Here is a 24,363-nt window from a genome sequence, read left to right on the forward strand (position 1 = left end):
CCGAACGGATTGCGCCCTTTTACCCGGGCGACATTGCGCGGTTGCCGATGTGTTCAACGGCGCGTGTCCGCCGTCACACCGCAGCAGCCGACAATGCCTGCCGGATATCCTCCAGCAGATCGTCGGCATCTTCGAGTCCGACAGAAAAGCGGATCAAACCGGGCGTGATGCCCAATTCGTCTTTCTGCGCATCGCTCAACCGCTGGTGCGTGGTCGTTGCCGGATGGGTTGCGATGGACTTGGCATCGCCCAGATTGTTCGAAATTACCGGGATCGTCAGCGCGTTAAGGAACCGGAAGGCCGCGTCCTTGCCCCCCTTGATGTCCAGCGACAGGACCGTACCGCCCTTGCCCCCCAGTTGGCTCTGCACCAGAGCGTTCTGAGCATGAGATTTCAGGCCCGGATACATGATCCGCTCCAGCGTCTCATGGCCTTCCAGCGCGTCGGCCAGTTTCTGCGCCGTCTCGGCCTGGGCATTGACTCGCAGGGCCAACGTTTCCAGCCCCTTGAGCATGATCCAGGCGTTGAACGGGCTGAGTGCGCCGCCCGTGTGTTTGAGGTACGGCTCGACCGTTCCGCGAATGAACTCCTTGGCGCCCAGGATCACGCCGCCCAGCGCGCGTCCCTGCCCGTCGATATGCTTGGTGGCCGAGTAAACCACCACATCCGCGCCCTGCGCGATCGCCTGCGAGAACACCGGGGTCGAGAACACGTTGTCGACGATCACAGTGGCCCCCACCGCATGGGCCAGTTCTGCCACCGCGCGAATGTCGATGACTTCGAGCGTGGGGTTCGACATGGATTCGAAGAACACGGCCTTGGTGTCGGGCCGGATCGCGGCCTTCCATTGGTCCATGTCCGTACCGTCGACAAAGGTCACCTCGACACCATAGCGGGTCAGGATATTCTCCAGAATGTACAGGCACGACCCGAACAGGGCCTTGGCCGAAACCACGTGATCGCCCGCCTTCAGCATCGAGGTCAGCGCCCCGTTCACGGCCGCCATACCGGACGCCGTCGCAAAACCATCCTCGGCCCCCTCAAGCGCAGCGATGCGCTGTTCGAACATCGCAACCGTCGGGTTGCCATAACGGGCATAGATGAACTCGTCCGGGCCAGTCTCGATGAACCGAGCTTCGGCCTGCTCGGCGGTGTCGTAGACGAACCCCTGCGTCAGGAAAATCGCCTCGCTGACTTCGTTGTACTGGCTGCGACGGATACCGCCGTGGACGGCTTGGGTGCGTTTGTTCCAGCTTTCGCTCATGTCTTTACCTTTCGGCCCCGAAACCCGAGGGCAAATCAAAAAAACCCCAGACGCGGTCAAGCGAAAGGGGTCTTTCATCCTGACCTTTTAGCGGTGTTGTTTAGCGTGGCCCGCAATCCGGTAACAAATCGCCACGTGGTTTCTGGATTGCGCATACGCCTCGGGCGCGCGGGCGTCAAGCCGCGACATCCACCGCGCACTTGCCCTTTGCAGCGAATGGCTCATGATCGTCCCGCAACACGGAGGCCCCATGACACACCCGATCGATCTGTATTTCTGGCCCACGCCAAATGGCTGGAAAGTATCCATTGCCCTTGAAGAGATGGGGCTGCCCTACCAGACCCACCTCATAAACATCGGCAAAGGCGATCAGTTCGCGCCCGAGTTTCTGAAAATCTCACCCAACAACCGGATGCCTGCGATCGTCGACCCAGACGGCCCGGATGGCGCGCCGATCTCGGTTTTCGAAAGCGGCGCGATCCTGATGTACCTTGCCCGCAAGACCGGCCAGTTCTACGGGTCGACCGAGCGTGACCGGATCGCGGTCGAGGAATGGCTGATGTGGCAGATGGGTGGCGTCGGACCGATGGCCGGTCAGGCACACCACTTTCTGAAATATGCCCCCCAGTTGGACCCGCCGCAGGACCTGCCCTATGCCAAGGACCGCTATCGCACCGAGGTTGCGCGCCTGTACGGCGTTCTGGACCGGCGCCTTGCCGACAACGAGTATGTTGCCGGCGACTTCTATTCGATCGCCGATATGTCGATTTGGGGCTGGGCCAGCCTGTGGGAGGGTCAACAGCAGACGCTGGAGTACAAGCCCCACTTTGTCCGGTGGCTGGAAACCGTGGGAGCCCGCCCCGGAGTTCAGGCGGGACGTGCCCTGCATGCCGAGCTGCGCGGAGACCATCGCAGCAAAGACGCGCAGAACGTTCTGTTCAAACGGTAGCGTTCACCAAATGCTGAAATTTCAGGCAACTTGGAGCGTATCGCACCTCTTTCTGCATCAAGACCCTGACGACAGTTGAATTGCGCGTTGGCCGTTCTGTAACTACAAGCGGTAACAAGGAGTTAAGGTTTGGCGACATTCAATTTCACGGTTCCGATTTACGGGTTCGACCAATGGACCGGCGCATCGACGAACAACACTGTCGGCTATCCTGTCGGAACGACCTTTTCCCTGAATGCTGGTGCAGCGCTGACCGTCATCAACGTCGAGGATGACGACGGCACGGCCAGCCAGCTGTTTTCGGACGGTTACATCGACACGCCCGGCGACGGGTCGTCGCCCAGTACGGCCAACAACGACCAGGTATTGAGCCAGGCGGTGACGATCAACGGACAGACCTTTCAGCCCGGCGATCAGGTCGAGCTTGAGTTCGGTTTTACGACAACCTCCGGCGACACGTTCTGGGTCATTCGCATCGATGGCGTGAATGTCGGCATCAGCGGCCCCGTCCTGCCAACGCCCGGTACGACCTATGAGGTTGCCGGCAGCAGTGATGGTCAGGCATCGCCGATTTCGAATGTCCCATGCTTTACCGCCGGCACACTGATCACCACCAAGGACGGGACAACAAGGATCGAAGACTTGTCGGTCGGAGATCTGGTTCTGACCTACGCCGGCAGCTATGAACCGATCCGCTGGATCGGGCGCCGTGAGCTGGACAGCGTCGACTTCTCCGCCAATCCGAAACTGGTTCCAATCCGGATTTCCGCCGGCGCGCTCTGCGCAGGGCTGCCAACACAGGACCTGATCGTTTCACCCCAGCACCGCATTCTGGTGCGGTCAAAGATCGCGCAGCGCATGTTCAACACCAACGAGGTGCTGGTTTCGGCCAAGTCGCTGCTGCCGCTGGACGGCATTGACCGGGTCTGTGCCACGGAGTCCGTTTGCTATTTCCACCTTCTTTTCGACACGCATCAGGTCATCTTTGCCAACGACACCCCAAGCGAAAGCCTGTTCGCCGGTCCCGAAGCGTTGAAGTCCATCCCCGAGGCGGCTCGCGCCGAGATATTGGCCCTTTTCCCAGAGCTTGAGGACCCCGGCTTTGAACCGCTGCCAGCCGCCCTGATCCCAAAGGGTCACAAGCAGCGCGCTCTGATTTCGCGTCACCTCAAGAACAGTCAGGCGTTGTTGGCCTGATCGTCATTGGGTATTTTCTGACCCGGGTCGGAGTGTCCGCGACCTACCGTCAGGTCTTTCGGCAGACGAACGTGGTCGCTGACAGTGGCATCGTCATGCCCTGCGGACCAAAGACGCGCTTCAATTCAGAGAACATCCGCGCCGCCACCTCCGCGGGTTCCACGCCGCCGCGCTCTCGTATCTCATCGACCAACGGGTTGCCAAAAACCAGAGCGTGGGCAAAGGCTTCTGGGTTGACGATGGTCTTCGTCAACCGGATCGTTTCGTGTTCGATATCCGTCCAGCCTGCGGCCCTCAGATCAGCCCGGACAGCCTCGGGGTCACCATAGTGAAACGGTACCTTGTAGAATCCCGGCGGATCCTGCGGAAAGAAATGCGCCCCCACATCGTGCGCGACTTGCGAGAACGGGTTTTCGGACATCGGGCTCCACACGTTGAAAACATAGCGCCCACCCGGTCTGAGCACCCGCGCCGCCTCATGGAACGAAGCGGGTTTGTCGGGAAAGAACATGACCCCGAACTGGCAGGTAATCAGGTCGAACGCGCCGTCTTCGAACGGTAGATCCATCGCGTTGACGACCGCGAACTCGACGTTGTCCGCCGCCGAGAATTTGGCCTTTGCAACCTCCAGCATGGGCGCGTTCAGGTCCGAGATCAGAACTTGGGCCTCGCTCGGCAGCACATCGCACAGCTTGCGGCTCAGGATCCCCGTACCCGCGGCCAGTTCAATGGCCTTGGCCACCGGCTCTTCGGCGCAACGGGAGGCAAGTCTGTCTGCGTAGTCTGTGAAGATATTCGGGCCCAACCCCGCGTCGTAATGACTTGGAATATTGCCCACGAAACCAGCCGAATTTGTTGACATCTGCGCTCCCCCCCGGCAACCGCATGATGCAAAAGACTAGCCGAAATTGCGCGTTTTGGCGAACTCATTGTGCTCTGCAGTCGGCTGGGGCCGGTAGGCATCCGCCCCGTCACCCCGCACCAGCAGGTCCAGCATGCCCGATATGTCCTCAATCTCTTCCGCGATCACATGGGTCACCGCATGGGCCCGCTGCATCCGCCCGGTTACCCGCAGCAACCGCCCCGAGATCACCGCTCGGCGGAACCGCTCATAGATCTTGCGCCAGACAATCACGTTCACGATGCCGGTCTCGTCTTCGAGCGTGATGAAGATCACCCCTTTGGCCGTACCAGGCCGCTGCCGCAGGATCACCAATCCCGCCACAGCAACCCGCGCACCCTCGGGCGGGTCGTCCAGTCGGTCGGCTGGAAGGCAAGCCGGTGGTCTGGGCCATGGGCGGCCCGAACTGGGCTGTGGTGTCGATGCGATACGCATAAGAACAAAAATAGAACAAATGCCCTGAATGTCCAGATGCAGGGGACCGAAACCACAGCCAGAAAGGTCATGCGCTACGCGCGACCGCAGCGCAGACAAGGGTCACTTGGCGTCATGCGCGTTGAACGTGGCCAAACCTTCCCGCAGAACCGCCTTGGCCTTGGCCAGGTCATCCCCGTCCAACGCATCCAGCGCCCGCAAAACGTCACTGCGCAACCGCAGAGCCTTGGGGCCCGGTGCTCCGACCGGATGAAGCTCATCGTCATTCGCTGCTGCCAATGCACCATGGCTGATCCCGTCGATCACCTCCACGATTTTCGCCTGGCTTTCGCCAAACCACGCGGCAATGTCATGCTCGGCATCGCCCCGCTCGTTCATCCCAACCACAATCTTTGCGTCCTGAACCGTCAACGGCATCTGCTCACTCCCTTATCAAATCACGGTCACACGACCAGAACACAAATCCATGCACGCAACAATCGAAACCGTTACCCGCGCCTCAACCTTTGATGGAACAAACCGGCCAAACCATTCGGTTGCGGCGCGAACGCGTGGAATTTGGGCGACAATGACGGACCGTTTGCCCGATCACGCCCCGATTGGTCGCAAATGGCACTGGAAAGACCTAAATCCCTTGACTAATGAGGAACCTGAACACCGCAGAAGGAAGACGCGAGCAATGGCAAAGATCACCTATGTCGAGCATGGCGGCACCGAACACACTGTCGAGGTCGCCAACGGCCTGACCGTCATGGAAGGCGCCCGTGACAACAACATTCCCGGCATCGAGGCCGATTGCGGCGGCGCCTGCGCCTGCTCGACCTGTCACGTCTACATCCATCCCGATTGGGTCGAGAAACTGCCTGCCAAGGACGACATGGAAGAAGACATGCTGGACTTCGCCTACGAGCCCGACCCGGCCCGTTCGCGACTGACCTGCCAGATCAAGGTGACTGACGAACTGGACGGGCTGGTCGTCCAGATGCCGGAAAAGCAGATCTGATGCGACGACGCATGCCCCGCTCGTCCGGCGGCATGCGCTGCGGCTTCAAAGCGCCGCGTCCGGCGGTGCGCTTTTGGCCATGCCGGGTGCGCGGCGCGCTGATGGCTGCATGCCTGTGGCTGGCAGGTCCTGCCTTGGCCGCCGAAACCATAGCGACCGCCCGCTACACGGATCCGACCAACCGCTATCCCCACGGCGTTCTGGGTGACCAGATCGAATGGGGTTCGATTGAACTCACGCTTTCAAATGGCAAGCGCCGCAGCTTCGCGCTGCCCGATCATCTGGTGTTCGAAGATCTCGCGCCCCGCGTGTTCGACGTCACGGGCGACGGTCTTCCAGAAGTCATCGCGGTGGAGAGTGACGCACGACAGGGCGCGCGCCTTGCCATCTACGGCCCGCAGGGCCGAATGACGGCGACACCGCATATCGGCACCCGTTTCCGTTGGCTTGCCCCGGTCGGAGCCGCCGACCTCGACGGCGACGGACATGTCGAAATCGCCTATGTCGATCGCCCCCACTTGGCAAAAATCCTGCGCATCTGGCGCTTCTCAGACGGCCGACTGACGAAAATCGCCGCGCTCCCCGGCCTGACCAATCACCGGATCGGAGAGGATTTCATTTCAGGCGGGCTTCGTACCTGCAACGGCCAACCCGAGCTGATCGTCGCCAGCGGCGATTGGCGCCGGATCATTGCCGTCCGCTACGATGGCGGCTGGCAAACCCAGGATCTTGGCCCGTTAAAAAACCGACAAGCCCTTATGAGCGCGTTGAACTGCTGATCCGGGGTTCATCTGGTCAAGAAATCCCGAGGCCCCCTTTACCTGCGGGCCCTTAAAGCGCCCGCCACCCAATATCGCTGCGATAGAAGCCGCCCGGCCAATCGATGGCCTCGACCATCGCATAAGCGTTGTCACGCGCCTCCTGCAGTGTTGCTCCGCGCGCCGTCACGTTCAGAACCCGGCCCCCTGAGGCCACAATCTGCCCGTCCTGCGCTTTGGTGCCTGCGTGAAAAACCATATAGCTGCTGTCCTCGGGCAAGTCATCCAGCCCCCGGATCACGCTGCCTTTTTCATATGCCCCGGGATAGCCCTGCGCGGCCATCACCACGGTCAAGGCGTGATCGTCGGCCCAGTTGACCCGCGCCTCGTCCAGCCGTCCCTCGGCCGCCGCATGCATCAGGTCCAGCGCCTGCGCCCCCAGCCGCATCATCAGAACCTGACATTCCGGGTCGCCAAAGCGCACGTTGTATTCCACCAGCCTCGGCAACCCGCCCTTGATCATCAGCCCGGCATACAGCACCCCCTGAAACGGCGTGCCGCGCCGGGCCATCTCGGCCATCGTCGGACGCACGATCTGTTCCATCGCACGTTCTTCGACCTCGGGGCTCAGAACCGGTGCCGGAGAATAGGCGCCCATGCCGCCGGTGTTCAGGCCGGTATCGCCCTCGCCAACGCGCTTGTGGTCCTGCGCGGTGCCGACCGACAGGATGTTCTCGCCGTCGCACAGCACGAACAGCGAGGCTTCTTCGCCGTCCATGAACTCCTCGATCACCACCTCGGCCCCGGCCCCGCCGAAGGCGCCGCCGAACATGTCGTCCACGGCATCCAGCGCGGTCGCTTCATCCATCGCCACGATCACGCCCTTGCCCGCGGCCAGACCGTCGGCCTTGACTACGATCGGCGCGCCCTGCTGACGGATATAGGCCTTGGCGGGCTCGGCCTCGGTGAACCGGGCATAGGCGGCGGTCGGTGCACCGGCCGCATCGCAGATTTCTTTGGTGAAACTTTTCGAGGCTTCCAGCCGCGCTGCCTCGGCCGAGGGGCCGAACACCAGAATGCCCGCCTCGCGCAACCGGTCGGCCACCCCGGCGGCCAAGGGCGCCTCGGGGCCGACAATCACGAAGTCGATGGCGTTTTCCTCGGCAAAGCTGACCACCGCGCCGCCATTCTCGATATCCAGCGCCGCGCAATCGGCGATCTGCGCGATCCCGGCATTGCCCGGCGCCACGATCAGGCGGTCGCATTTGGGGTTTTGCATCACCGCCCAAGCCAGGCTGTGTTCGCGCCCGCCGCTGCCGAGAATGAGGATGTTCATGAAAGTCTCCGATCTGCTTGGCCTTGCCTGCGCGGCGTTCTAAGCTGCGCGGGCAATCGAAACAAGGCGCTGAAATGTCCGACCTGCTTGACGATCCAATTCCCGGCCAGAATACGCCCGAATACACCGTGTCCGATATCTCGGGCGAGGTGAAACGCACGCTGGAAGGCACATTTGGCCGAATCCGCGTGCGGGGCGAGGTCGGGCGCGTGTTCAAGGCGCGCTCGGGGCATTTGTACTATGACATCAAGGACGACCGGAACGTGCTGGCCTGCACCACGTGGAAGGGCCAGATCGCGGGCCTGTCGGTGGTGCCGGAAGAGGGGCTCGAAGTCGTCGTCACGGGCCGCCTCACCGCATTTGGCGCGCAGTCGAAATACAACCTGAACGTCGACGAGGTGGCCGTAGCCGGGCAAGGCGCGCTGATGGCGCTGCTGGAAAAACGCAAGAAACAGCTCGAATCCGAAGGGCTGTTCGCGCCCGAGCGCAAGAAACCCCTGCCCTTCCTTCCGCAGATCATCGGCGTCGTCACCTCGCCCTCGGGCGCGGTGATCCGCGACATCCTGCACCGGCTGCGCGACCGTTTCCCGCGCAAGGTGCTGATCTGGCCCGTGGCCGTGCAGGGCGCCAATTGCGCGTCCGAGGTCGCCAACGCGATCCAGGGCCTCAACCGCCTGACACCCGGCGGCGCGCTGCCCCGCCCCGACCTGATCATCGTCGCCCGCGGTGGTGGCTCGATCGAGGATCTGTGGGGCTTCAACGAGGAAATCGTGGCCCGCGCCGCCGCCGCGTCCGAGATCCCGCTGATCTCGGCGGTGGGGCACGAAACCGACACCACGCTGATCGACTATGTCTCGGACCGTCGCGCGCCGACCCCCACAGCCGCCGCCGAACTGGCCGTGCCGGTGCGGATGGAACTGCTGGCCTGGACCGGCGAACAGGGCGCGCGTCTGTCCCGCGCGGCCACCGACGCGGTACAACGCCGGGCGCAACGCCTGCGCGATCTGTCGCGCGCCCTGCCGCGGCCCGAGACTCTGCTGGACGGTCCGCGCCAGCGACTGGACCTGATTGCAGATCGTCTGGCTCCTGCGTTGCAACGCGGTGTGCAGAACCGCCGCTTGCAGGTGGTGGAACTGTCTGGGCACCTGCGCCCGTCAACGTTGCGCAACCTCGTGGCCGCGCGGCGGGACACGCTGCGCAACCTGTCCTCACGCCTGTCGATCCGCCCGATCCAACGCGACATCCAGCAGCAGCGCGACCGAGTCAATCAACTGGCTCAGCGCATGACGGCCGCGCAGACCCTTCGGGTGGACCGGCTCCGCCAGCAACTGGATGCGACTGACCGGTTGCGCGAGACGCTCAGCTACAAAGCCACGCTTCAACGCGGCTACGCCGTGGTGCATTCCGAAAGCGGCGTGGTCACCACAAAGGCGCAAGCCAGCAAGCACGCTGCACTGACCATCGAGTTTGCCGATGGAGAATTGAAGACCGAACCGCTGTCCGGGACAACCCCGACCGCCAAGAAACCGTCCAAGCCACCGGCCCCGGATCAAGGATCGTTGTTCTGACGAAGACCCACGTTCAGACGCCGACCTCGGGTCCGTAACAGATCATATCTTCGTCGACGTCGGCTGCTTCGTACAGTTCGGTGGCTTCGGGGTTGCCCTCGAACTGCGCGATTAACCCCTGGGACGAGCGGGTAAAGACCCAGCATTGCGGGTCGGTGCGGTCTTCGTAAACAAAGCAAATCTGGCCGTTCTGTTCGTACCAGATGCCCTCCTTGCAGTCGCCATCCAGAAACGACCAGACCACGCGCCGGTTGGGCAAATACCGTTCGACGCCATAAGTCGTTCCACCAAAGTCGTAGAACAGGGTTTTACCGCGCGTGTAGGCATCGAATTCCGCCCCTGACAGAGACTGCGCGACGACCGGCTGGGCCAGCAAAGATCCGAGAATCAACGAACGTATCCACATCGTTTCATTCTGGCAGATGCCACGGCCGCGCGCCAATCTTGGAACGCCCTGCCCCAACGTTATGGGTTGAGCGTAAACTCACTCCGCGGCGACACTGCATTGCATCGGAGCCATCGGAAGGCAGGACATGACGATACTCGTACTCGCGGCGCTGGCCTGTGCCCTGGCCTACCTGGCCCTGACGGCCCGTCCGGCCAGCCTGCTACGCACGGCGTTGAAAACCGCCAGCGTCGCCCTGCTGGCGGTCGAGGCGGCGGTGCAGTCCGGCCCTCTGCTTCTGATCCTCGCGCTGTCTCTCTGCGCCTTGGGCGACGCCCTTCTATCGCGTGAGACCGAAGGCACCTTCATGGCCGGCATCGGGGCGTTCGCCGCCGGGCATCTGGTATACATCGCCCTATTCCTGACCCATCCGGCAAGCGACACCGACCTGATCCTGGACAAACCCGGATACGCCTGGACGCTGGTCATTCTGGGCATCGTGATGGCCACGCTGCTGGCCCAGCGGGCCGGTGATCTGCGCGGACCGGTCCTGGCCTATATCCCGATCATTCTGGGCATGGGCATCACCGTCTTGGCCCTGCCCGAGGCCGGGGCGCTGCGATGGGCATTGCCGGCCGCGATGGCCTTCATCGCCTCGGACCTGATCCTGGCAACCGAAAGGTTCCTGCTGCCGTCCGGCCACCCGGCCCTGCGGCTGACGCCATACCTGGTCTGGCCGCTCTACTGGGGTGCGCAGTTTGGCTTTTTCCTGGCTTTCACCTGACCCTTTGCAACTGCCGCCATTCCGCATTAGGTGAAGGGAACACCTGCGGAGACCAAGATGGCGTTTTTTACCAAGCTCAAGGACCGGCTGTTCAAATCCTCGTCCCGCCTCGAACAGGGGCTTGAGGCAATCGTCGAGGACGGCGGCGAAGAAACCACCGCCCCTGACCCGGTGATCCCCCAGCCCGAGCCCGAGCCGCAACCCGTCCCGGAAATCCCCGAACCCACGCCCACACCGCAACCGGTCGAGACGCCTTCGCCCGAGCCGGCCGACCCAACCCCCGCCCCCCCTCCGCCGGAACTGCCGGAACAGGCGCAATCCAAGGGCCTGATCGGGCGTCTCTTCGGTCGCGGCGATGCCGGGCCTGTGGTGCGCCGCACACTGGACGACGACATGCTCGAACAGCTCGAGGAATTGCTGATCGCCTCGGACATGGGCGTCGACACCGCCCTGCGCGTCACCGCCAACATGGCCGAGGGGCGCTATGGCCGCAAACTCTCGACCCAAGAAATCAAGCAACTGCTGGCGCAGGAAATCGCCCGCGTGATGGAGCCGGTTGCCAAACCGATGCCCCTCTACCCCAAGCGTCCGCAGGTGGTGCTGGTGGTGGGCGTCAACGGCTCGGGCAAGACCACGACCATCGGAAAGCTGGCCAGCCAGTTCAAGGCCGCCGGCAAAAAGGTAGTCATCGCCGCAGGCGATACTTTCCGCGCCGCCGCGGTGGAACAGCTGCAGGTCTGGGGCGACCGCGCCGGAGTTCCCGTCCTCACCGCGCCCGAAGGCTCCGACCCTGCCTCGCTGGCCTTCGACGCCCTGACCAAGGCGCAGGCCGACGGCGCCGACCTGCTGATGATCGACACTGCCGGCCGCCTGCAGAACCGCGCCGACCTGATGGAGGAGCTGGCCAAGATCGTCCGCGTCATCCGCAAGATCGACGAAACCGCCCCGCACAACACCCTGCTGGTGCTCGACGCCACCACCGGCCAGAACGCGCTCAGCCAGGTGGAAACCTTCCGCAAGCTGGCCGATGTCTCGGGCCTGGTGATGACCAAGCTCGACGGCACGGCCAAGGGCGGCGTGCTTGTGGCGCTGGCCGACAAGTTCGGCCTGCCGATCCACGCCATCGGCGTCGGCGAACAGATCGACGATCTGGCCCCCTTCGACCCCGAGGAATTCGCCGCCGCCCTGACCGGGCTCGACAGCAACTGACCTTCATCGGGCCCCAAATATCCTCAGGGGTCTGGGGGTGGAAAACCCCCAGCTTCTCCACCAGCGAAAGACCCGCAGCGTGAGCGACTGGCTGATCTCTCTCGAAGGCACCGAGGCCGGACACAGGCTGGCCCTTGGCCTCGCCCTGATGGCGGCCTTTCTGCATGCGGTGTTCGGCGCGCTGCAGAAGGGTCGGCACGACCCCTGGCTGTCGCGCGGCGCGATCGACGCCTGCTATTGCCTGATGGCCGCACCCTTTGCGTTCTTCGTCGTGCCCTGGCCCGAACCTTTCATGTGGCCGATATTCGCCGTGGTCTGGCTGATCCATGTCGCCTACAAGACGCTGCAGGCGATGGCCTATACCAAGGGGTCCTACACCGTGGTTTACCCGGTGGTGCGTGGCACCGGCCCACTGTTCACCGTCATCGGCGCCTATCTTCTGTTCAATGAAACCTTCTCACCGACCCAATGGCTGGGCGTTGCCGTGCTGCTGACCGGCATCTTCGGGCTGGCCGCCTACAATTTCCGCTTCCTGGAAACCAACCGCGAGACTTTAGGCATCGCATTGGCCCTTGCGGTTGCAACCGGCCTCTTCGTGGCGCTCTACACCACGTATGACGCCTACGGCATCCGCGCCACGGCCGATCCGTTCACCTTTCTGGCCTGGTTCTTCATGATCGACGGGGCGACAATGCCGATCTACGCCTTCCTGCGCTGGCGGGCGATGGTTCACCGTCCGGCAATCGGGCCGTTGATGCTGCGGGGGCTTGCAGGCGGGCTTATCGCCCCCATGTCTTTCGGAGCGATCATGCTGGCCACCCGGCTGGACAAGGTCGGCGAAGCCGCGGTACTGCGCGAAACCTCGACCGTCTTTGCCGCCCTGATCGGCTGGCTGGCCCTGAAGGAGACCGTGGGGCCTCGGCGCATTATCCTGATGGCATTGATTGCATTGGGCGCGGTTATAGTTGAAATGGGCGGGTGAACAGCAGGACGACAGGCATGGCAGACAAGAAAGAGATCAATCCGTTTCTGAAACAGGTGCTGGAACTGGGACCACCGCTGGCCTTCTTCTTCATCTACCTGCGCCTGCGCGACGACAGCTTTCTGATCGGCGGCACCGAATATTCCGGCTTCATCGTGGCCACCATCATTTTCGTTCCGCTGATGCTGGGGGCGATGGGTATCCTGTGGTATCTGACCGGCAAGCTCAGCCGGATGCAGATCTTCACCGCCATCATGGTCATCTTCTTCGGTGGCCTGACCGCCTGGTTCAACGACGAGCGGTTCTTCAAGATGAAGACCACGCTGGTCTACGGGTTCTTCTCGCTGATGCTGGGCATCGGTCTGCTGCAGGGCAAGTCCTACCTCGCCTATGTTCTGGACGAGATGCTGCCGATGCGCCACGAGGGATGGATGATCCTGACGCGCCGCCTTTGCGCCTGTTTCGCCGTGCTGGCCGTGGCCAATGAACTGGTCTGGCGCACCCTGTCCACCGATTTGTGGGTCAAGATCGAAACCTTTGGCTTTCCGATCGCTTTGATGGGGTTCCTGATGCTGCAATTCAGCATCCTGCAAAGCTATATGGACGATCCGGACAAGCAGTAATGCGTCCCTGACACGGGCCGGCGGACCTTGGGGAAACCTTAGGAAAACCGGATAAAATCCTTGGCTTAGCTCCAAAGCTGTGGAAAGCTGGGAAACCACCCACACCACTCATCCGGAGAACCGTGTCTTCCATGACCGCCTTTCCGAACAGCGGGTTCCTGTCCGAAGCTTCAGACCGGCTTCGTGATATGCTCTCTGCGCTAGCCACTTCTGTCTCGCTGGACCGCGGCGAGGTCTTGTTCGAACAAGGCGACGAGGGGGACGCCCTCTATGCCTTGCTGGAAGGCGCTTTGGAGGTGTCCTTCCTGGCCATGAGCGGGCGCAAGTTGGCGCTCAGCCTGATGCGCCCGGGCGAAGTGTTCGGCGAAATCGCCCTCTTCGACAGCGGCCCGCGCACCGCCACCATCACCGCAGCCGAGCCGTCGCGTGTACTGCGCGTGCGCCGCAAGGATCTGATGGAACAAATCCGCAAGCACCCCGAACTGGCCGAGGACATGATCCGGCTGGCCGGACTGCGCATGCGCTGGATGGGGGCGCAGTTGAACGAGCAGGTATTCCTGCCGATGCCTGTGCGACTTGCGCGAAAGCTTCTGCTTCTGGCCAACCAGCAGGACGCGCCGTCCGAGCGCATCGCCCTGTCGCAGAGCGAGCTAGCGGAATTCGTCGGCGCGACGCGCGAGGCGGTATCCAAGACGATCTCGACGTGGAAACGCTCGAACGTGGTCGAGGCTTCGCGCGGTGGGCTGCAGATCCACGACTTTGACGCCCTGCGCCAACTCGCCGAATCCGATCTGATCTGACCTGCTGCCCGGAAAATGGCCCGGATGTGATCCGCTTCACATACAACGGGATTCGCTTCCATTAGGTAATGAACTGTTACCGTAGGGTGCCAGAGTATCATCCCCGATATCTGTCCACTGGCATCTCCCTGCACCAGAGCCACGCGCCTCCCCGGCGTGTGGCTCTTTTGATTTCTTCAGCCAAAATGAAAATCGGCCGGAGCATCTGCCCCGGCCGATCATGTTGACCAAACTGGCTGTCCTACTCTTCGAGGCTCAGCGCGACGAAGCGCGGATCGCCACCACGGCGCACCAGCAGCAGCAGCGACTTGCGCCCCGCCTCCCGAGCCTCGTCCATCCGATCCTCGAGATCGGAGATCGACGACACTTTCTGCTGACCAGCCTCGGTGATCAGGTCGCCTGCCCGCAGGCCCTTGGCGTAGGCTTCGGAGGCTTCATCCACATCCGTCACCACCAGACCATCCGCGTCCGCGTCCAGACCCAGATCCTCGCGCAATGTGTCGGTCAGCGGCGAAATCGTCAGGCCAAGGATGTCGGCATTCTCGTCCAGCGGCGCCTCTTCCGCACCATCATCATCACCGGTTTCCGCACGCTCGGCATCCTCGCGACGCCCCAGAGTGACAAGCACGGTCTGAGTGCTGCCGTCCCGCTGAACGACCACGCGCACGGACTTGCCGACCGGTGTCTCACCGACCTGCCGCACCAATCCGCGCGTGTCCTTCACCTCGACACCATCAAAGCTGAGAATCACATCCCCTGCGAGCAGACCCGCTTCTTTGGCAGGGCCGTCCGGCACATCGCTGATCAGCGCGCCGCCCGGCTTGTCCAGGCCCATCGCCTCGGCCATATCCTCGGTCACGTCCTGAATGCGGACACCCAGCCAGCCGCGGCGGGTTTCGCCGAATTCCCGCAACTGATCGACAACCTTGGACACCACGTTCGACGCCATCGAAAACCCGATACCGATCGACCCGCCATTCGGCGACAAGATCGCGGTGTTCACACCGATTACCTGACCGTCCATGTTGAACAGAGGACCGCCTGAGTTGCCCCGGTTGATGGCCGCATCCGTCTGGATATAGTCGTCATAGGAACCGCTGAGCTCGCGATTGCGCGCCGACACGATCCCGGCAGATACCGAGAACCCCTGGCCCAGCGGGTTGCCCATGGCAACCACCCAGTCCCCTACAAGCGCTGTGTCGCTGTCGCCGAAAGTGACGTATTTCAGCGGACCCGACGCCTCGACCTTGAGCAACGCAATGTCCGTTTTCTCATCCGTTCCGATAACCTTGGCCGGCAGCTCCTTTACGGGCTGACCATCGCCGGGGAAGAACTCGATCAGAATTTCATCCGCCTCTGCGATGACGTGATTGTTGGTGACGATGTAGCCATCCTCGGAAATCACGAACCCCGATCCCAAGGCATTGCTGCGGCGCGGGCGATTGTCCTGGTCGCCATTGCGGTCCTGGAACTCGCGGAAAAAGTCCTCGAACGGGGAACCCTCGGGAACGATCCCCTGCGCACCCGACTGCCCCTCGATCAGGGTCGTCGTGGTGATGTTGACCACGGCCGGGCTGATCCGGTTGACCAGCGGCGCCAGGCTTTCCTGACGGGCCTGTGCAGCCATCGTCTGGAACAACAAAAGGGAAACCGCGGCAAAGGCCAGCCATAAAAGCCGCGCCATCGTCACCACATCGTCCCGGCGGACGGATACACTGCGTGCTACTGCCTGCACTTGGTCTCTCCTTGTCGACATTGCTCTGTTGGTGGCTGCCTGAGCAGCTTGCTGGGAAACAATGTAGTCAGTTTGCGACCGCCCGCAACTCGGGAAGTTGAGGAATTCACTGCCAGTTTACTTCGACCGATCAAAACCCCAACCGATTGGCCGTCCACAACAGGACGAAGCCACTGACCACACAAAGAAGTCCGACCAGTCTGCGGGCCGGTTCGGGAATGCTGCGCAACGCCTCAAGCATCCGCTCGACAAGCGAAGGGGCCAGCGCATAGGCCAGCCCCTCGACAATCAACACCAGCCCGAAGGCCAGCAGGATCATACCCATTACTGGGAGGCCGGCGCGGCGGGCGCCGAACGGCCTTGTGGAGATCCGAGGTAGTTGAAGAACTCGGAATCCGGGCTGAGCACCAGCGAGCTGTTGCCGCCTTTCAGAGCGTTCTCATAGGCCGAAAGCGAGCGGTAGAACTCGAAGAACTCCGGGTCTTTGCCATAAGCTTCCGCAAAGATCGCGTTCCGTTCGGCATCAGCCTCACCGCGAACGATCTCCGCCTCACGGCGGGCCTCGGAGACCAGTTCGACCACGGTCCGGTCAGCCTGGGCACGGATCCGCTGTGCAGCTTCTTCACCGCGCGCCACTTCGTCGGCCGCCTCGCGTTCCCGCTCGGCGCGCATCCGGGCAAAGGTCGCTTCGAGGTTGGCCTGCGGCAGGTCGGTACGTTTCAGGCGAACGTCGATCACCTCAAGGCCCAGATCGCGGGCCTCGGCGATCGCGCCGTTGCGAATGCGCAGCATCAGCGCCGCCCGGTCCGAGCTGAGAATGTCATTCGAGCTTACCGAACCCAGAACCTCGCGGGTTTTGGCGCGCAGGATCGAATCCAGACGCTGCTCCGCTGTGTCGATGCCACCGGCACCCACGGCCTCACGGAACTGCCGCACATCGGTGATCCGATAGCGCGCGAAGGCGTCGACCACCAGGCGGCGGTCATCCAGCGGCGTGACTTCCAGCGGCCCGACCTCGCGGCTTAGAATACGGTCATCGTAGCGCACGACCTCCTGAATGACCGGAATCTTGAAGGCCAGGCCCGGGTCTTCCTTGACGTCGATCACGCGACCGAATTGCAGAACCAGCGCTTTTTCACGCTCGTCCACGATGAAGATCGCTGAGAGGGCGATCACAATAACCACGAAAATGGCAGGTAGGAGAAAGGTTGATTTACGCATGTCTTAGTTCCCCTCACCCGAGTTGCGGCGCAGTTCGTTCAGCGGCAGATAAGGCACGACGCCCTGCCCCTGGCCTGTTGCGCTGTCATCCAAGATGATCTTGTCCACGTCGCCCAGAACCTGCTCCATCCGTTCAAGGTACAGACGTTTGCGGGTCACATCCGGAGCTTTCGAGTATTCTTCGAGAACCGCGCCAAACCGGCTGGCCTCACCCTGAGCTTCGTTCACGACCTGTGCCCGATAGCCTTCGGCCTCTTCCAGCACCTGCGCGGCTTCACCACGCGCGCCGGCCAAAACCCGGTTCGCATAGGCATCGGCCTGCTTCTCCAGCCGGTCGCGTTCCTGTCCAGCCGACTGAACCTCGCGGAAGGCATCCTTTACCGGTTCCGGTGGGTCGGCGCCGTCAAAGTTCACACGGACGATGTTGATACCCGAGTTGTAGCTGTCCAGAGTCGACTGGATCAGTTCCTCAAGCCGTTCGGCGATGATAGCACGGTCGCGGTTCAGGATCGGCGCGAGGTCCGACTGCGCGATGATCTCGCGCATGGCCGACTCAGACACGGCCTGGATAGTTTGTTTCGGGTCGCGCAGGTTGAACAGGTAGTCCGCAGGATTCGAGATATTCCAGACCACCTGGAAATCGATATCGACGATATTTTCGTCGCCCGTCAGCATCAGACCGGCGTCCGAACCGCGACCGCCAGATCCGATGGTTTCGGTCTGTTCGACCTTCACCGGGATGACTTCGGCCGTGACGACAGGCCACGGTGCAAAGTTCAGACCTTCGGTGCCGATTCCGGTAAAGCGACCGAACAGCAGCTCAACCGACTGCTCTTCGGGCTTGACCGTATAGGCGCTGGCAAAGCCCCACAGAACCAAGGCGGCAACCCCGCCCAACAGGATGGTGCCTTTGGTGATCGCCGGGCCGCCACCGCCGCCCTGGCCGGATCCGTTGCCACCTCGGCCACCGCCGCCGCGCCCGCCCATCAGCACGCGCAGCTGCTCCTGGCCTTTTTTCATCAACTCGTCGATCTCGGGGATCTGCGGCCCGTCGCCTTCGGGCGGGCGTCGCCCGTCCCCATTGTTTCCCCGGTTTCCTCCGCCACCGGATGAGCCTCCGCCCCCCCAGGGGCCTCCGCTGTTGCCCGCCATGTGTTTCATTTCCCTTGTTTTGGCCCGTGTTCTTACGGGATCACTTGTAACCTGTGTGCGCGCGGTTGCAAATCAAGCGGTACGCACGGGTTGCCGCATGGTTACCAGTTCTTCGGCCATCACCGGATGAACCGCAACCGTGCGATCGAAATCTTCCTTTGTCGCGCCCATTTTGACCGCGATGCCCGCCAACTGGATCATTTCGCCCGCGCCGGGGGCGACAATGTGACAGCCCAGCACCTTGCGGGTGGCCTGGCTGACGATCAGCTTCATCAACACCCGTTGCGTGCCGCCCGCGAACGCCTTCTGCATCGGCTTGAACGAGGTCGCGTAAACCTCGATCGGCTCCTGCTCGGCGGCCTGCTCCTCGCTCAGGCCCACGGTGCCCATCTCGGGCTGGGTGAAGATCGCGGTCGGGATCAGCTCATGATCCACCGGGGTGGGGTTGCCCTTGAATACGGTCTCGACAAAAGCCATGCCCTCACGGATGGCGACCGGCGTCAGGTTCACCCGGTCGGTCACGTCCCCGATGGCATAGATCGAGGGCACCGCGGTCTGGCTGTATTCGTCCACGACAATCTGCCCTTTGCGGCCACGTTCGACGCCCAGCGCCTCAAGGCCCAGATCATCCGCATTTGGCGCCCGGCCCGTGGCATACATCACCACATCGAACAGCTGTTCCGACCCGTTGGTCGCCTTGACCCAGATCTTGTCGCCCTGCTTTTTCATCTCAAGCACATTGGTGCCCAGATGCACGTCGACCCCGTTTTGGCACATCTCTTCACAGATCAGCCCGCGCGCCTCGTCGTCGAAACCCCGCAGGATTTGCGCGCCGCGATAAAACTGCGTGGTCTTGACGCCCATGCCGTTCATGATTCCGGCGAATTCGCAGGCGATATAGCCGCCGCCGACGATCAGCATGGTCTCGGGCAGCTTCTCAAGGTGGAAAACCTCATTCGAGGTGATCGCCAGATCTGAACCGGGGAATTCCGGCACCACAGGGCGCCCGCCGGTGGCGATCAGGATGTGCTTGGCCGTCTTGCGGGAGCCGTCGGCCAGTTCAACCGTATGCGGGTCGACCAGTTTCGCGCGCTGGTCAAAGGTTTCGACGCCGTTGTTCTTGAGGATGTTGCGATAGATCCCTTCCAGCCGGTCCAGCTCGGCATGCAGTTTGCCGCGGAACTGCGGCCAGTCGAAAGCGCCCGGCTGAATGTCCCAACCATAGGCACGAGCGTCCTCGACCATTCCCGCGTATTCGCTGGCAAACACCATCAGCTTTTTGGGAACGCAGCCACGGATCACGCAGGTTCCGCCATAGCGGTCCTCTTCGGCCAGCGCGACCTTGGCCCCGGTTTCGCCCGCCGCCACGCGCGCCGCGCGGACACCGCCTGAACCGCCTCCAATGACGAAAAGATCATAGTCAAAGCTCATGCCGCGTTCCTTTTGTCAGCCTGCCTGAAATTGCCCTGAGTATTTGGGGGCGTGAATGATCGTGCCAACCCCTTGGCCCGGAAATCGCACACCGCTGTGAAGCAGGGTGCGCGGTCGGCTCAGTCGGCCAGGTCCGAAAAGAGGTTATCGTGCTCGTCGCCCAACCGATCCAGCTCGATCGTACCGCTGTTGAAATCGCGCAGCTCGACCCGGCCGTCGCCGTGGCCGATCACGACCTTGTCGCAGATGTCGATGAACAGCCCATTTTCGACCACACCCGGTATCTGGTTCAGCACCAGAGCCAGTTGCCTCGGGTTGCCGATACGTTGCAGGTGCAGGTCGAGTATGTGATTTCCCTCATCCGTCACGGTCGGCGCCTCGTTGTTCATCCTCAGGGTCGCCGAAGTGCCCAGCACGTCCATCGTGTCCAGCAACTCCTCGATCAGCGTGCGCGTGGTCTGCCAGCCAAAGGGAATGACCTCGACCGGCAGCGGGAACGCGCCCAGCGCCTCTACCTCTTTGCCCGCATCGGCGATCACGATCATCTGGTCGCTGGCCGTGGCCACGATCTTTTCCTGCAGCAACGCCGCGCCGCCGCCCTTGATCAGGTTCAATTCACCGTCGAACTCGTCGGCGCCATCGATCGTCACGTCCAGCCAACCCGCCTGATCCAGCGAAACAACCTCGATCCCGACCTCGCGCGCAAGCTGTGCCGTAGCCGTCGACGTCGGAACGCCTTTGATCCGCAGACCTTCGTCCCGCACCCGCTCTCCCAGACGACGTACCAACCATGCCGCGGTCGATCCGGTACCCAGACCCACGCGCATCCCGTCTTCGACCATCTCCGCCGCGCGATAGGCGGCGACACTCTTGGCCCGGTCGATGGGTGACAACTCTGCTGTCATTGCGGCTTCCCCTCAGTTCTTTGGGGAACTTATACGGAAAGCCCTGCCCGACTGCGAGGCCCAAAATCCGCGGGACCGGCGCAATAATCGATACTCGAATACGCGTTTCCCATCGGAAACGTCGCAATCAAATCTTCAGTGGTCGGCTCGGTTGTGTAAATAAAGCGCATACAGTTTCCCAGCGGTTCGGGCGGTTCAAACCGGCCCGGCCGCCAACTCGCCACAAGGCTCAGCGACCAGACATGTTTCTATCCGTCTTCGATATGTTCAAAGTGGGCGTTGGCCCATCCTCGTCCCACACGATGGGGCCGATGGTGGCGGCTGCGCGGTTCCTCGATCTGATGCGCGCCTCGCCATTCGAATTCGCTGGCTTGCGCGCGTCTCTGCATGGATCTTTGGCCTTCACCGGCGTCGGCCACGCCACGGACCGCGCCACGATCCTGGGGCTGGCTGGGTTTGTCCCCGACAGCTATGACCACGGCCGTGCCGAAGCGGCACTGGCCGCAATTGCCGAAACCGGCACTGTCACACCCGAGGGTCTGCCAACCCTTCAGTTCGACCCAAAGGCCGATCTGATCTTCGACTACGACAACACCCTACCCGGCCATGCCAACGGCATGATCCTGATGGCCACCGACGCGCAGGGCGACGTGATCTTGCGGCAGGTTTATTACTCGGTCGGCGGCGGCTTTGTCCTGACCGAAGAGGAACTGGCCGAAGGCAAGGACACAAATGACGGCCCGCCGGTGCCTTTCCCGTTCAAGACCGCCGCCGAAATGCTGGAAATGGCGCGCAGCAGCGGCAAGACCATCGCCGAAATGAAACGCGCCAACGAGATCGCGCGCGGCTGCGCCGACAGTTTCGCGAAGGGCACCGCTCGACTGTGGGAGGTGATGAACGCCTGTATCGAGCGCGGGCTGAGCACCGAAGGCATCCTGCCCGGCGGCCTCAAGGTGCGGCGCCGGGCCAAGGCGATCCACGACGCCTTGATGGCCGAGCGCGGCATGAACCTGAACGCGCCGCACACGATCAACGACTGGATGAGCGTCTATGCGATGGCGGTGAACGAGGAAAACGCCGCCGGGGGCCAGGTCGTCACCGCCCCCACCAACGGCGCTGCGGGCGTACTACCGGCGGTGCTGCGCTACTACCTCGACCACGTTCCCGGCGCGTCAGAAAACCATATCGAGGATTTCCTGCTGACCGCCGCCGCCATCGGCGGTCTGGTGAAGTACAACGCGTCGATCTCGGGTGCCGAGGCTGGTTGCCAGGCCGAGGTCGGCAGCGCGGCCGCAATGGCCGCGGCGGGTCTTTGCGCGGTGATGGGCGGCACACCGGAACAAGTGGAAAACGCCGCCGAGATCGCGCTGGAGCATCACTTGGGCATGACCTGCGACCCGGTCGCCGGGCTGGTGCAGGTTCCCTGCATCGAGCGCAACGGGCTGGGCGCGATCAAGGCGGTTTCGGCGGCGTCGCTGGCCCTGCGCGGAGACGGGCAGCATTTCGTGCCGCTGGATGCGGTGATCGAGACCATGCGCCAGACCGGCCACGACATGCACGAAAAGTACAAGGAAACCTCGCTGGGTGGCCTGGCCGTCAACGTGCCAAACTGCTGAGGGAACAAACAGGGAGGGCAGCTCAATGCATGGACATTGCCTGTGCGGCAGAATCGGGTTCGAGGTCGACCCTCCAGTCCTGTCTTGTGTTTCCTGCCATTGTGACAGCTGCCGCCGCCAGTGTGCCGCGCCGATGACCACATATTTTGGGGTGCGCGACGGTCAGTGGCGTTGGACCGGAGAGGAACCGAAGCGGTTCAACTCTTCCCCCGGTGTCGAGCGCAGCTTTTGCCCGCATTGCGGAACGCCGATCTCGTTCCGATCCACTACGATGTCCGACGTTTTGCACCTTTATGTAGCGACACTGGAGAACCCCGAAGCCCTGCGGCCAACGCTGCATGTCGCCTATGAAGAGAAACTGACGTGGCTCGAACTGGGTGACGAGCTGCCCACTTGCATCGGTCCGGACTACACAAAGGTTCAGCCCTTGCCCGAGGACTGACGACGGGCCTTTCCCATTCTGCGGGAAACGTCTAGCGTCGCCCCCATGACACAGGATCGTCCCGTCTTCGGCATCGTTTTGATGCTTGGTTTCTGCGTGCTTGCACCGCTGGGCGATGCCTTGGCCAAGCTGTTGGGAGAAACCACTCCGCTTGGCGTTCTTGTGCTGGTGCGTTTTGCGGTGCAGGCGGCCATCCTGATCCCGCTGGTGGCGCTGACGGGTCGGACCTGGCGAATGCGCGGGCGCGTGCTGCGGCTGACCGTGCTGCGCACTCTGCTGCACATTGTCGGTATCGCAGCGATGTTCAGTGCGCTGCAGTATCTGCCGCTGGCCGATGCCGTCGCCATCGCCTTTGTCATGCCATTCATCATGCTGCTGCTGGGCAAGTATGTGCTGGGTGAAGAAGTCGGGCATCGTCGTCTGATCGCCTGCATTGTCGGCTTTGCTGGCACGTTGCTGGTCATCCAGCCCAGCTTTGCCGAGGTTGGTGCTCCGGCCCTTTTGCCGCTGATCGTGGCTGTCGTCTTTGCCCTGTTCATGCTGGTGACCCGGCAGATTGCCAAAGAAACCGATCCAATTGCCCTGCAAGCCGTGTCCGGGCTGCTGGCCACTGGGGTCCTGGCTCCAGTGCTTGCGATCGGGGCTTTGACAGGTCTTCCGGATCTGGCACTGACCCTGCCGCAAGACAACGCTCATTGGTTGCTGTTGGCCATCGGTGTTCTCGGAACCGTGGCACATCTGCTGATGACATGGGCGCTGCGGTTCGCGCCGTCGGCAACGCTGGCGCCGATGCAATATCTGGAAATACCGGTGGCGACGTTGATCGGCTGGCTCATCTTTCACGACCTGCCAAACGGTCTGGCGGCCCTGGGGATCGCCATCACGATCGCGGCCGGGCTTTATGTCATCCTGCGCGAGCGGGCCAGCGCCCGGTCTGCCCCGACGCAAACGCCCGCATGACAGCATCAAGAGCGTCGCGCGGCACCATGACCAGCAACCCGGGTCCGTCGGTCTCGAGAGTAACCTGAGCCAGCGCACGGTTCGATGTTCCGACCCGGCCGCCCGGTTCAAGCACCAAACCATCGATCGGCCATTCCAACCCCGAACTGCACCCGGTTACCCGCTGAAATGGAAACAATGACACTGTGTCGCCCGGCGTGAGCGACAGTGATATCCTAGGCGGGGCGTGAAAGACCACTTCGCGTGCGCCCAGCAGGACGCACGGCCTGTCTTGGTGGCAAACCAGCGTATTGAGCACCGCCAGTTGGTGGTCCAGCCGACCTCCGAGAAACCCGACGCCCAAGACCAGCGGCGCGCGGATATTGCGTAGGGCCTTGTCGAAATCAGTGCTGTCCTGTTCCCGGACCGGAAACAAACGGTCCTCTGGTATCCGTGCAAGATAAGCGTGTTCCAACGAATCGAAGTCGCCGATCACCGCATCCGGAACGCGCCCCGAATCGATCAATGCGGCGGCCCCGCCATCCGCAGCTACCGCGCCGTTGACGCGATTTAGCGCCAGATTCAGGTCATCGGGGCCGATTTCCCCTCCTCCGAACAGGGCAATTGGTCTTTTGGAATGAACAATTTCGCCGTTTTTTCCAAGATTGACCATTTTTCCCGCTTTTGGACACATTGAGACCACAAAATGATAGGTTCTTTAGAACAGG

General features: G+C 62.4%; 26 protein-coding genes and 1 riboswitch. Of the genes, 13 read left to right on the top strand and 13 right to left on the bottom strand.

The features are described from left to right. Positions 1–73: 73 nt before the first annotated feature. Positions 74–1,264, bottom strand: coding sequence for an O-succinylhomoserine sulfhydrylase (gene metZ / locus ACR0CU_RS08070; protein WP_170446629.1), 1,191 nt, complete (start codon positions 1,262–1,264; stop codon positions 74–76). Between the two features lie 67 nt (positions 1,265–1,331). Further along, positions 1,332–1,409, bottom strand: a riboswitch (SAM riboswitch). A gap of 105 nt (positions 1,410–1,514) precedes the next feature. Here metZ and ACR0CU_RS08075 point away from each other — a divergent pair. Next, the gene (locus tag ACR0CU_RS08075; protein ID WP_170446631.1) at positions 1,515–2,213 is read left to right on the top strand and encodes a glutathione S-transferase N-terminal domain-containing protein; all 699 of its coding nucleotides are present in this window, start codon (positions 1,515–1,517) and stop codon (positions 2,211–2,213) included. A gap of 129 nt (positions 2,214–2,342) precedes the next feature. Further along, positions 2,343–3,410 carry a Hint domain-containing protein gene (locus ACR0CU_RS08080; RefSeq protein WP_254437556.1) on the top strand — a complete coding sequence of 356 codons (1,068 nt, stop codon included), beginning with the start codon at positions 2,343–2,345 and terminating at the stop codon, positions 3,408–3,410. Positions 3,411–3,459: 49 nt separating this feature from the next. Here the strand turns inward: ACR0CU_RS08080 and ACR0CU_RS08085 are convergent, their stop codons facing one another. From ACR0CU_RS08085 to ACR0CU_RS08095, 3 genes are all read right to left on the bottom strand, one after another. Next, positions 3,460–4,272 (bottom strand): class I SAM-dependent methyltransferase, encoded by an 813-nt coding sequence (locus ACR0CU_RS08085; protein ID WP_170446633.1) that lies wholly within the window; start codon positions 4,270–4,272, stop codon positions 3,460–3,462. 36 nt (positions 4,273–4,308) lie between these two features. Continuing rightward, positions 4,309–4,746 carry an OB-fold nucleic acid binding domain-containing protein gene (locus ACR0CU_RS08090; RefSeq protein WP_170358563.1) on the bottom strand — a complete coding sequence of 146 codons (438 nt, stop codon included), beginning with the start codon at positions 4,744–4,746 and terminating at the stop codon, positions 4,309–4,311. 102 nt (positions 4,747–4,848) lie between these two features. Continuing rightward, positions 4,849–5,163 (bottom strand): hypothetical protein, encoded by a 315-nt coding sequence (locus ACR0CU_RS08095; RefSeq protein WP_093962513.1) that lies wholly within the window; start codon positions 5,161–5,163, stop codon positions 4,849–4,851. Between the two features lie 262 nt (positions 5,164–5,425). Here ACR0CU_RS08095 and ACR0CU_RS08100 point away from each other — a divergent pair, with 262 nt between their 5' ends. Both ACR0CU_RS08100 and ACR0CU_RS08105 read left to right on the top strand, forming a co-directional pair. After that, a complete protein-coding gene (locus tag ACR0CU_RS08100; protein WP_093962514.1) occupies positions 5,426–5,749 on the top strand; it encodes a 2Fe-2S iron-sulfur cluster-binding protein in 324 nt (107 codons plus the stop codon). A 32-nt stretch (positions 5,750–5,781) separates the two neighbouring features. Next, the gene (locus ACR0CU_RS08105) at positions 5,782–6,528 is read left to right on the top strand and encodes an FG-GAP repeat domain-containing protein (protein ID WP_170447085.1); all 747 of its coding nucleotides are present in this window, start codon (positions 5,782–5,784) and stop codon (positions 6,526–6,528) included. 52 nt (positions 6,529–6,580) lie between these two features. Here ACR0CU_RS08105 and purD read toward each other — a convergent pair whose 3' ends face one another. After that, positions 6,581–7,843 (bottom strand): phosphoribosylamine--glycine ligase, encoded by a 1,263-nt coding sequence (gene purD / locus ACR0CU_RS08110; protein WP_170446636.1) that lies wholly within the window; start codon positions 7,841–7,843, stop codon positions 6,581–6,583. Positions 7,844–7,917: 74 nt separating this feature from the next. Between purD and xseA the strand changes: the two genes are divergently transcribed. After that, positions 7,918–9,411, top strand: a complete 1,494-nt coding sequence (gene xseA, locus ACR0CU_RS08115) for an exodeoxyribonuclease VII large subunit (RefSeq protein ID WP_480642795.1) — start codon at positions 7,918–7,920, stop codon at positions 9,409–9,411. 13 nt (positions 9,412–9,424) lie between these two features. Here the strand turns inward: xseA and ACR0CU_RS08120 are convergent, their stop codons facing one another. Next, positions 9,425–9,817, bottom strand: a complete 393-nt coding sequence (locus tag ACR0CU_RS08120) for a hypothetical protein (protein WP_170368712.1) — start codon at positions 9,815–9,817, stop codon at positions 9,425–9,427. A 127-nt stretch (positions 9,818–9,944) separates the two neighbouring features. On the opposite strand from ACR0CU_RS08120, the gene ACR0CU_RS08125 reads away from it, so the two are divergent. The 5 genes from ACR0CU_RS08125 (at position 9,945) to ACR0CU_RS08145 (ending at position 14,194) form a co-directional block, all read left to right on the top strand. Further along, a complete protein-coding gene (locus tag ACR0CU_RS08125; protein WP_170446640.1) occupies positions 9,945–10,580 on the top strand; it encodes a lysoplasmalogenase in 636 nt (211 codons plus the stop codon). A gap of 57 nt (positions 10,581–10,637) precedes the next feature. After that, positions 10,638–11,789 (top strand): signal recognition particle-docking protein FtsY, encoded by a 1,152-nt coding sequence (gene ftsY / locus ACR0CU_RS08130; protein ID WP_170446642.1) that lies wholly within the window; start codon positions 10,638–10,640, stop codon positions 11,787–11,789. 79 nt (positions 11,790–11,868) lie between these two features. Further along, the gene (locus tag ACR0CU_RS08135; RefSeq protein WP_093963009.1) at positions 11,869–12,771 is read left to right on the top strand and encodes an EamA family transporter; all 903 of its coding nucleotides are present in this window, start codon (positions 11,869–11,871) and stop codon (positions 12,769–12,771) included. 17 nt (positions 12,772–12,788) lie between these two features. Then, positions 12,789–13,394 carry an inner membrane-spanning protein YciB gene (locus ACR0CU_RS08140; protein ID WP_170363125.1) on the top strand — a complete coding sequence of 202 codons (606 nt, stop codon included), beginning with the start codon at positions 12,789–12,791 and terminating at the stop codon, positions 13,392–13,394. Positions 13,395–13,525: 131 nt separating this feature from the next. Continuing rightward, on the top strand, positions 13,526–14,194 hold the full coding sequence (locus ACR0CU_RS08145) for a Crp/Fnr family transcriptional regulator (protein WP_170337872.1): 669 nt from the start codon (positions 13,526–13,528) through the stop codon (positions 14,192–14,194). A gap of 241 nt (positions 14,195–14,435) precedes the next feature. On the opposite strand, the gene ACR0CU_RS08150 is transcribed toward ACR0CU_RS08145, so the two are convergent. From ACR0CU_RS08150 to rpiA, 6 genes are all read right to left on the bottom strand, one after another. Then, positions 14,436–15,929 carry a Do family serine endopeptidase gene (locus ACR0CU_RS08150; RefSeq protein WP_480642798.1) on the bottom strand — a complete coding sequence of 498 codons (1,494 nt, stop codon included), beginning with the start codon at positions 15,927–15,929 and terminating at the stop codon, positions 14,436–14,438. A 130-nt stretch (positions 15,930–16,059) separates the two neighbouring features. Next, entirely contained in the window at positions 16,060–16,254 is a 195-nt protein-coding gene (locus tag ACR0CU_RS08155) for a DUF2065 domain-containing protein (RefSeq protein ID WP_093962522.1), read from the bottom strand. Further along, positions 16,254–17,150: a protease modulator HflC gene (gene hflC, locus ACR0CU_RS08160; protein WP_170338336.1), complete on the bottom strand. Its 897-nt coding sequence runs from the start codon at positions 17,148–17,150 to the stop codon at positions 16,254–16,256. The genes ACR0CU_RS08155 and hflC overlap by 1 nt, the downstream gene beginning before the upstream one ends. Positions 17,151–17,153: 3 nt before the next feature. After that, on the bottom strand, positions 17,154–18,302 hold the full coding sequence (gene hflK / locus ACR0CU_RS08165) for an FtsH protease activity modulator HflK (RefSeq protein ID WP_170338334.1): 1,149 nt from the start codon (positions 18,300–18,302) through the stop codon (positions 17,154–17,156). A gap of 72 nt (positions 18,303–18,374) precedes the next feature. After that, the gene (gene gor, locus ACR0CU_RS08170) at positions 18,375–19,733 is read right to left on the bottom strand and encodes a glutathione-disulfide reductase (RefSeq protein WP_480642799.1); all 1,359 of its coding nucleotides are present in this window, start codon (positions 19,731–19,733) and stop codon (positions 18,375–18,377) included. A gap of 119 nt (positions 19,734–19,852) precedes the next feature. After that, a complete protein-coding gene (gene rpiA / locus ACR0CU_RS08175; RefSeq protein WP_170337865.1) occupies positions 19,853–20,638 on the bottom strand; it encodes a ribose-5-phosphate isomerase RpiA in 786 nt (261 codons plus the stop codon). Positions 20,639–20,880: 242 nt separating this feature from the next. Here rpiA and ACR0CU_RS08180 point away from each other — a divergent pair, with 242 nt between their 5' ends. From ACR0CU_RS08180 to ACR0CU_RS08190, 3 genes are read left to right on the top strand one after another with little or no spacing between them, the layout of a single operon-like run. Next, a complete protein-coding gene (locus ACR0CU_RS08180) occupies positions 20,881–22,254 on the top strand; it encodes an L-serine ammonia-lyase (RefSeq protein WP_170446648.1) in 1,374 nt (457 codons plus the stop codon). A gap of 25 nt (positions 22,255–22,279) precedes the next feature. After that, a complete protein-coding gene (locus ACR0CU_RS08185) occupies positions 22,280–22,696 on the top strand; it encodes a GFA family protein (protein WP_170443217.1) in 417 nt (138 codons plus the stop codon). 45 nt (positions 22,697–22,741) lie between these two features. Then, positions 22,742–23,656, top strand: a complete 915-nt coding sequence (locus ACR0CU_RS08190; RefSeq protein ID WP_170446650.1) for a DMT family transporter — start codon at positions 22,742–22,744, stop codon at positions 23,654–23,656. Here the strand turns inward: ACR0CU_RS08190 and ACR0CU_RS08195 are convergent. Beyond that, positions 23,601–24,308, bottom strand: coding sequence for a thiamine diphosphokinase (locus tag ACR0CU_RS08195; protein WP_170446652.1), 708 nt, complete (start codon positions 24,306–24,308; stop codon positions 23,601–23,603). The genes ACR0CU_RS08190 and ACR0CU_RS08195 overlap by 56 nt on opposite strands. Between the last annotated feature and the right edge of the window lie 55 nt (positions 24,309–24,363).

The organism is Ruegeria sp. BC2, from assembly GCF_056539245.1.

Coding starts and splice junctions, on each gene's coding strand:
- hflK (WP_170338334.1), bottom strand. CDS start 18,302: ATGGCGGGCAACAGCGGAGGCCCCTGGGGGGGCGGAGGCTCATCCGGT.
- ACR0CU_RS08180 (WP_170446648.1), top strand. CDS start 20,881: ATGTTTCTATCCGTCTTCGATATGTTCAAAGTGGGCGTTGGCCCATCC.
- ACR0CU_RS08075 (WP_170446631.1), top strand. CDS start 1,515: ATGACACACCCGATCGATCTGTATTTCTGGCCCACGCCAAATGGCTGG.
- ACR0CU_RS08195 (WP_170446652.1), bottom strand. CDS start 24,308: ATGGTCAATCTTGGAAAAAACGGCGAAATTGTTCATTCCAAAAGACCA.
- ACR0CU_RS08105 (WP_170447085.1), top strand. CDS start 5,782: ATGCGCTGCGGCTTCAAAGCGCCGCGTCCGGCGGTGCGCTTTTGGCCA.
- ACR0CU_RS08185 (WP_170443217.1), top strand. CDS start 22,280: ATGCATGGACATTGCCTGTGCGGCAGAATCGGGTTCGAGGTCGACCCT.
- purD (WP_170446636.1), bottom strand. CDS start 7,843: ATGAACATCCTCATTCTCGGCAGCGGCGGGCGCGAACACAGCCTGGCT.
- ACR0CU_RS08190 (WP_170446650.1), top strand. CDS start 22,742: ATGACACAGGATCGTCCCGTCTTCGGCATCGTTTTGATGCTTGGTTTC.
- ACR0CU_RS08120 (WP_170368712.1), bottom strand. CDS start 9,817: ATGTGGATACGTTCGTTGATTCTCGGATCTTTGCTGGCCCAGCCGGTC.
- ACR0CU_RS08145 (WP_170337872.1), top strand. CDS start 13,526: ATGACCGCCTTTCCGAACAGCGGGTTCCTGTCCGAAGCTTCAGACCGG.
- rpiA (WP_170337865.1), bottom strand. CDS start 20,638: ATGACAGCAGAGTTGTCACCCATCGACCGGGCCAAGAGTGTCGCCGCC.
- ACR0CU_RS08090 (WP_170358563.1), bottom strand. CDS start 4,746: ATGCGTATCGCATCGACACCACAGCCCAGTTCGGGCCGCCCATGGCCC.
- ftsY (WP_170446642.1), top strand. CDS start 10,638: ATGGCGTTTTTTACCAAGCTCAAGGACCGGCTGTTCAAATCCTCGTCC.
- metZ (WP_170446629.1), bottom strand. CDS start 1,264: ATGAGCGAAAGCTGGAACAAACGCACCCAAGCCGTCCACGGCGGTATC.
- ACR0CU_RS08140 (WP_170363125.1), top strand. CDS start 12,789: ATGGCAGACAAGAAAGAGATCAATCCGTTTCTGAAACAGGTGCTGGAA.
- ACR0CU_RS08125 (WP_170446640.1), top strand. CDS start 9,945: ATGACGATACTCGTACTCGCGGCGCTGGCCTGTGCCCTGGCCTACCTG.
- ACR0CU_RS08085 (WP_170446633.1), bottom strand. CDS start 4,272: ATGTCAACAAATTCGGCTGGTTTCGTGGGCAATATTCCAAGTCATTAC.
- ACR0CU_RS08100 (WP_093962514.1), top strand. CDS start 5,426: ATGGCAAAGATCACCTATGTCGAGCATGGCGGCACCGAACACACTGTC.
- hflC (WP_170338336.1), bottom strand. CDS start 17,150: ATGCGTAAATCAACCTTTCTCCTACCTGCCATTTTCGTGGTTATTGTG.
- gor (WP_480642799.1), bottom strand. CDS start 19,733: ATGAGCTTTGACTATGATCTTTTCGTCATTGGAGGCGGTTCAGGCGGT.
- ACR0CU_RS08095 (WP_093962513.1), bottom strand. CDS start 5,163: ATGCCGTTGACGGTTCAGGACGCAAAGATTGTGGTTGGGATGAACGAG.
- ACR0CU_RS08155 (WP_093962522.1), bottom strand. CDS start 16,254: ATGGGTATGATCCTGCTGGCCTTCGGGCTGGTGTTGATTGTCGAGGGG.
- xseA (WP_480642795.1), top strand. CDS start 7,918: ATGTCCGACCTGCTTGACGATCCAATTCCCGGCCAGAATACGCCCGAA.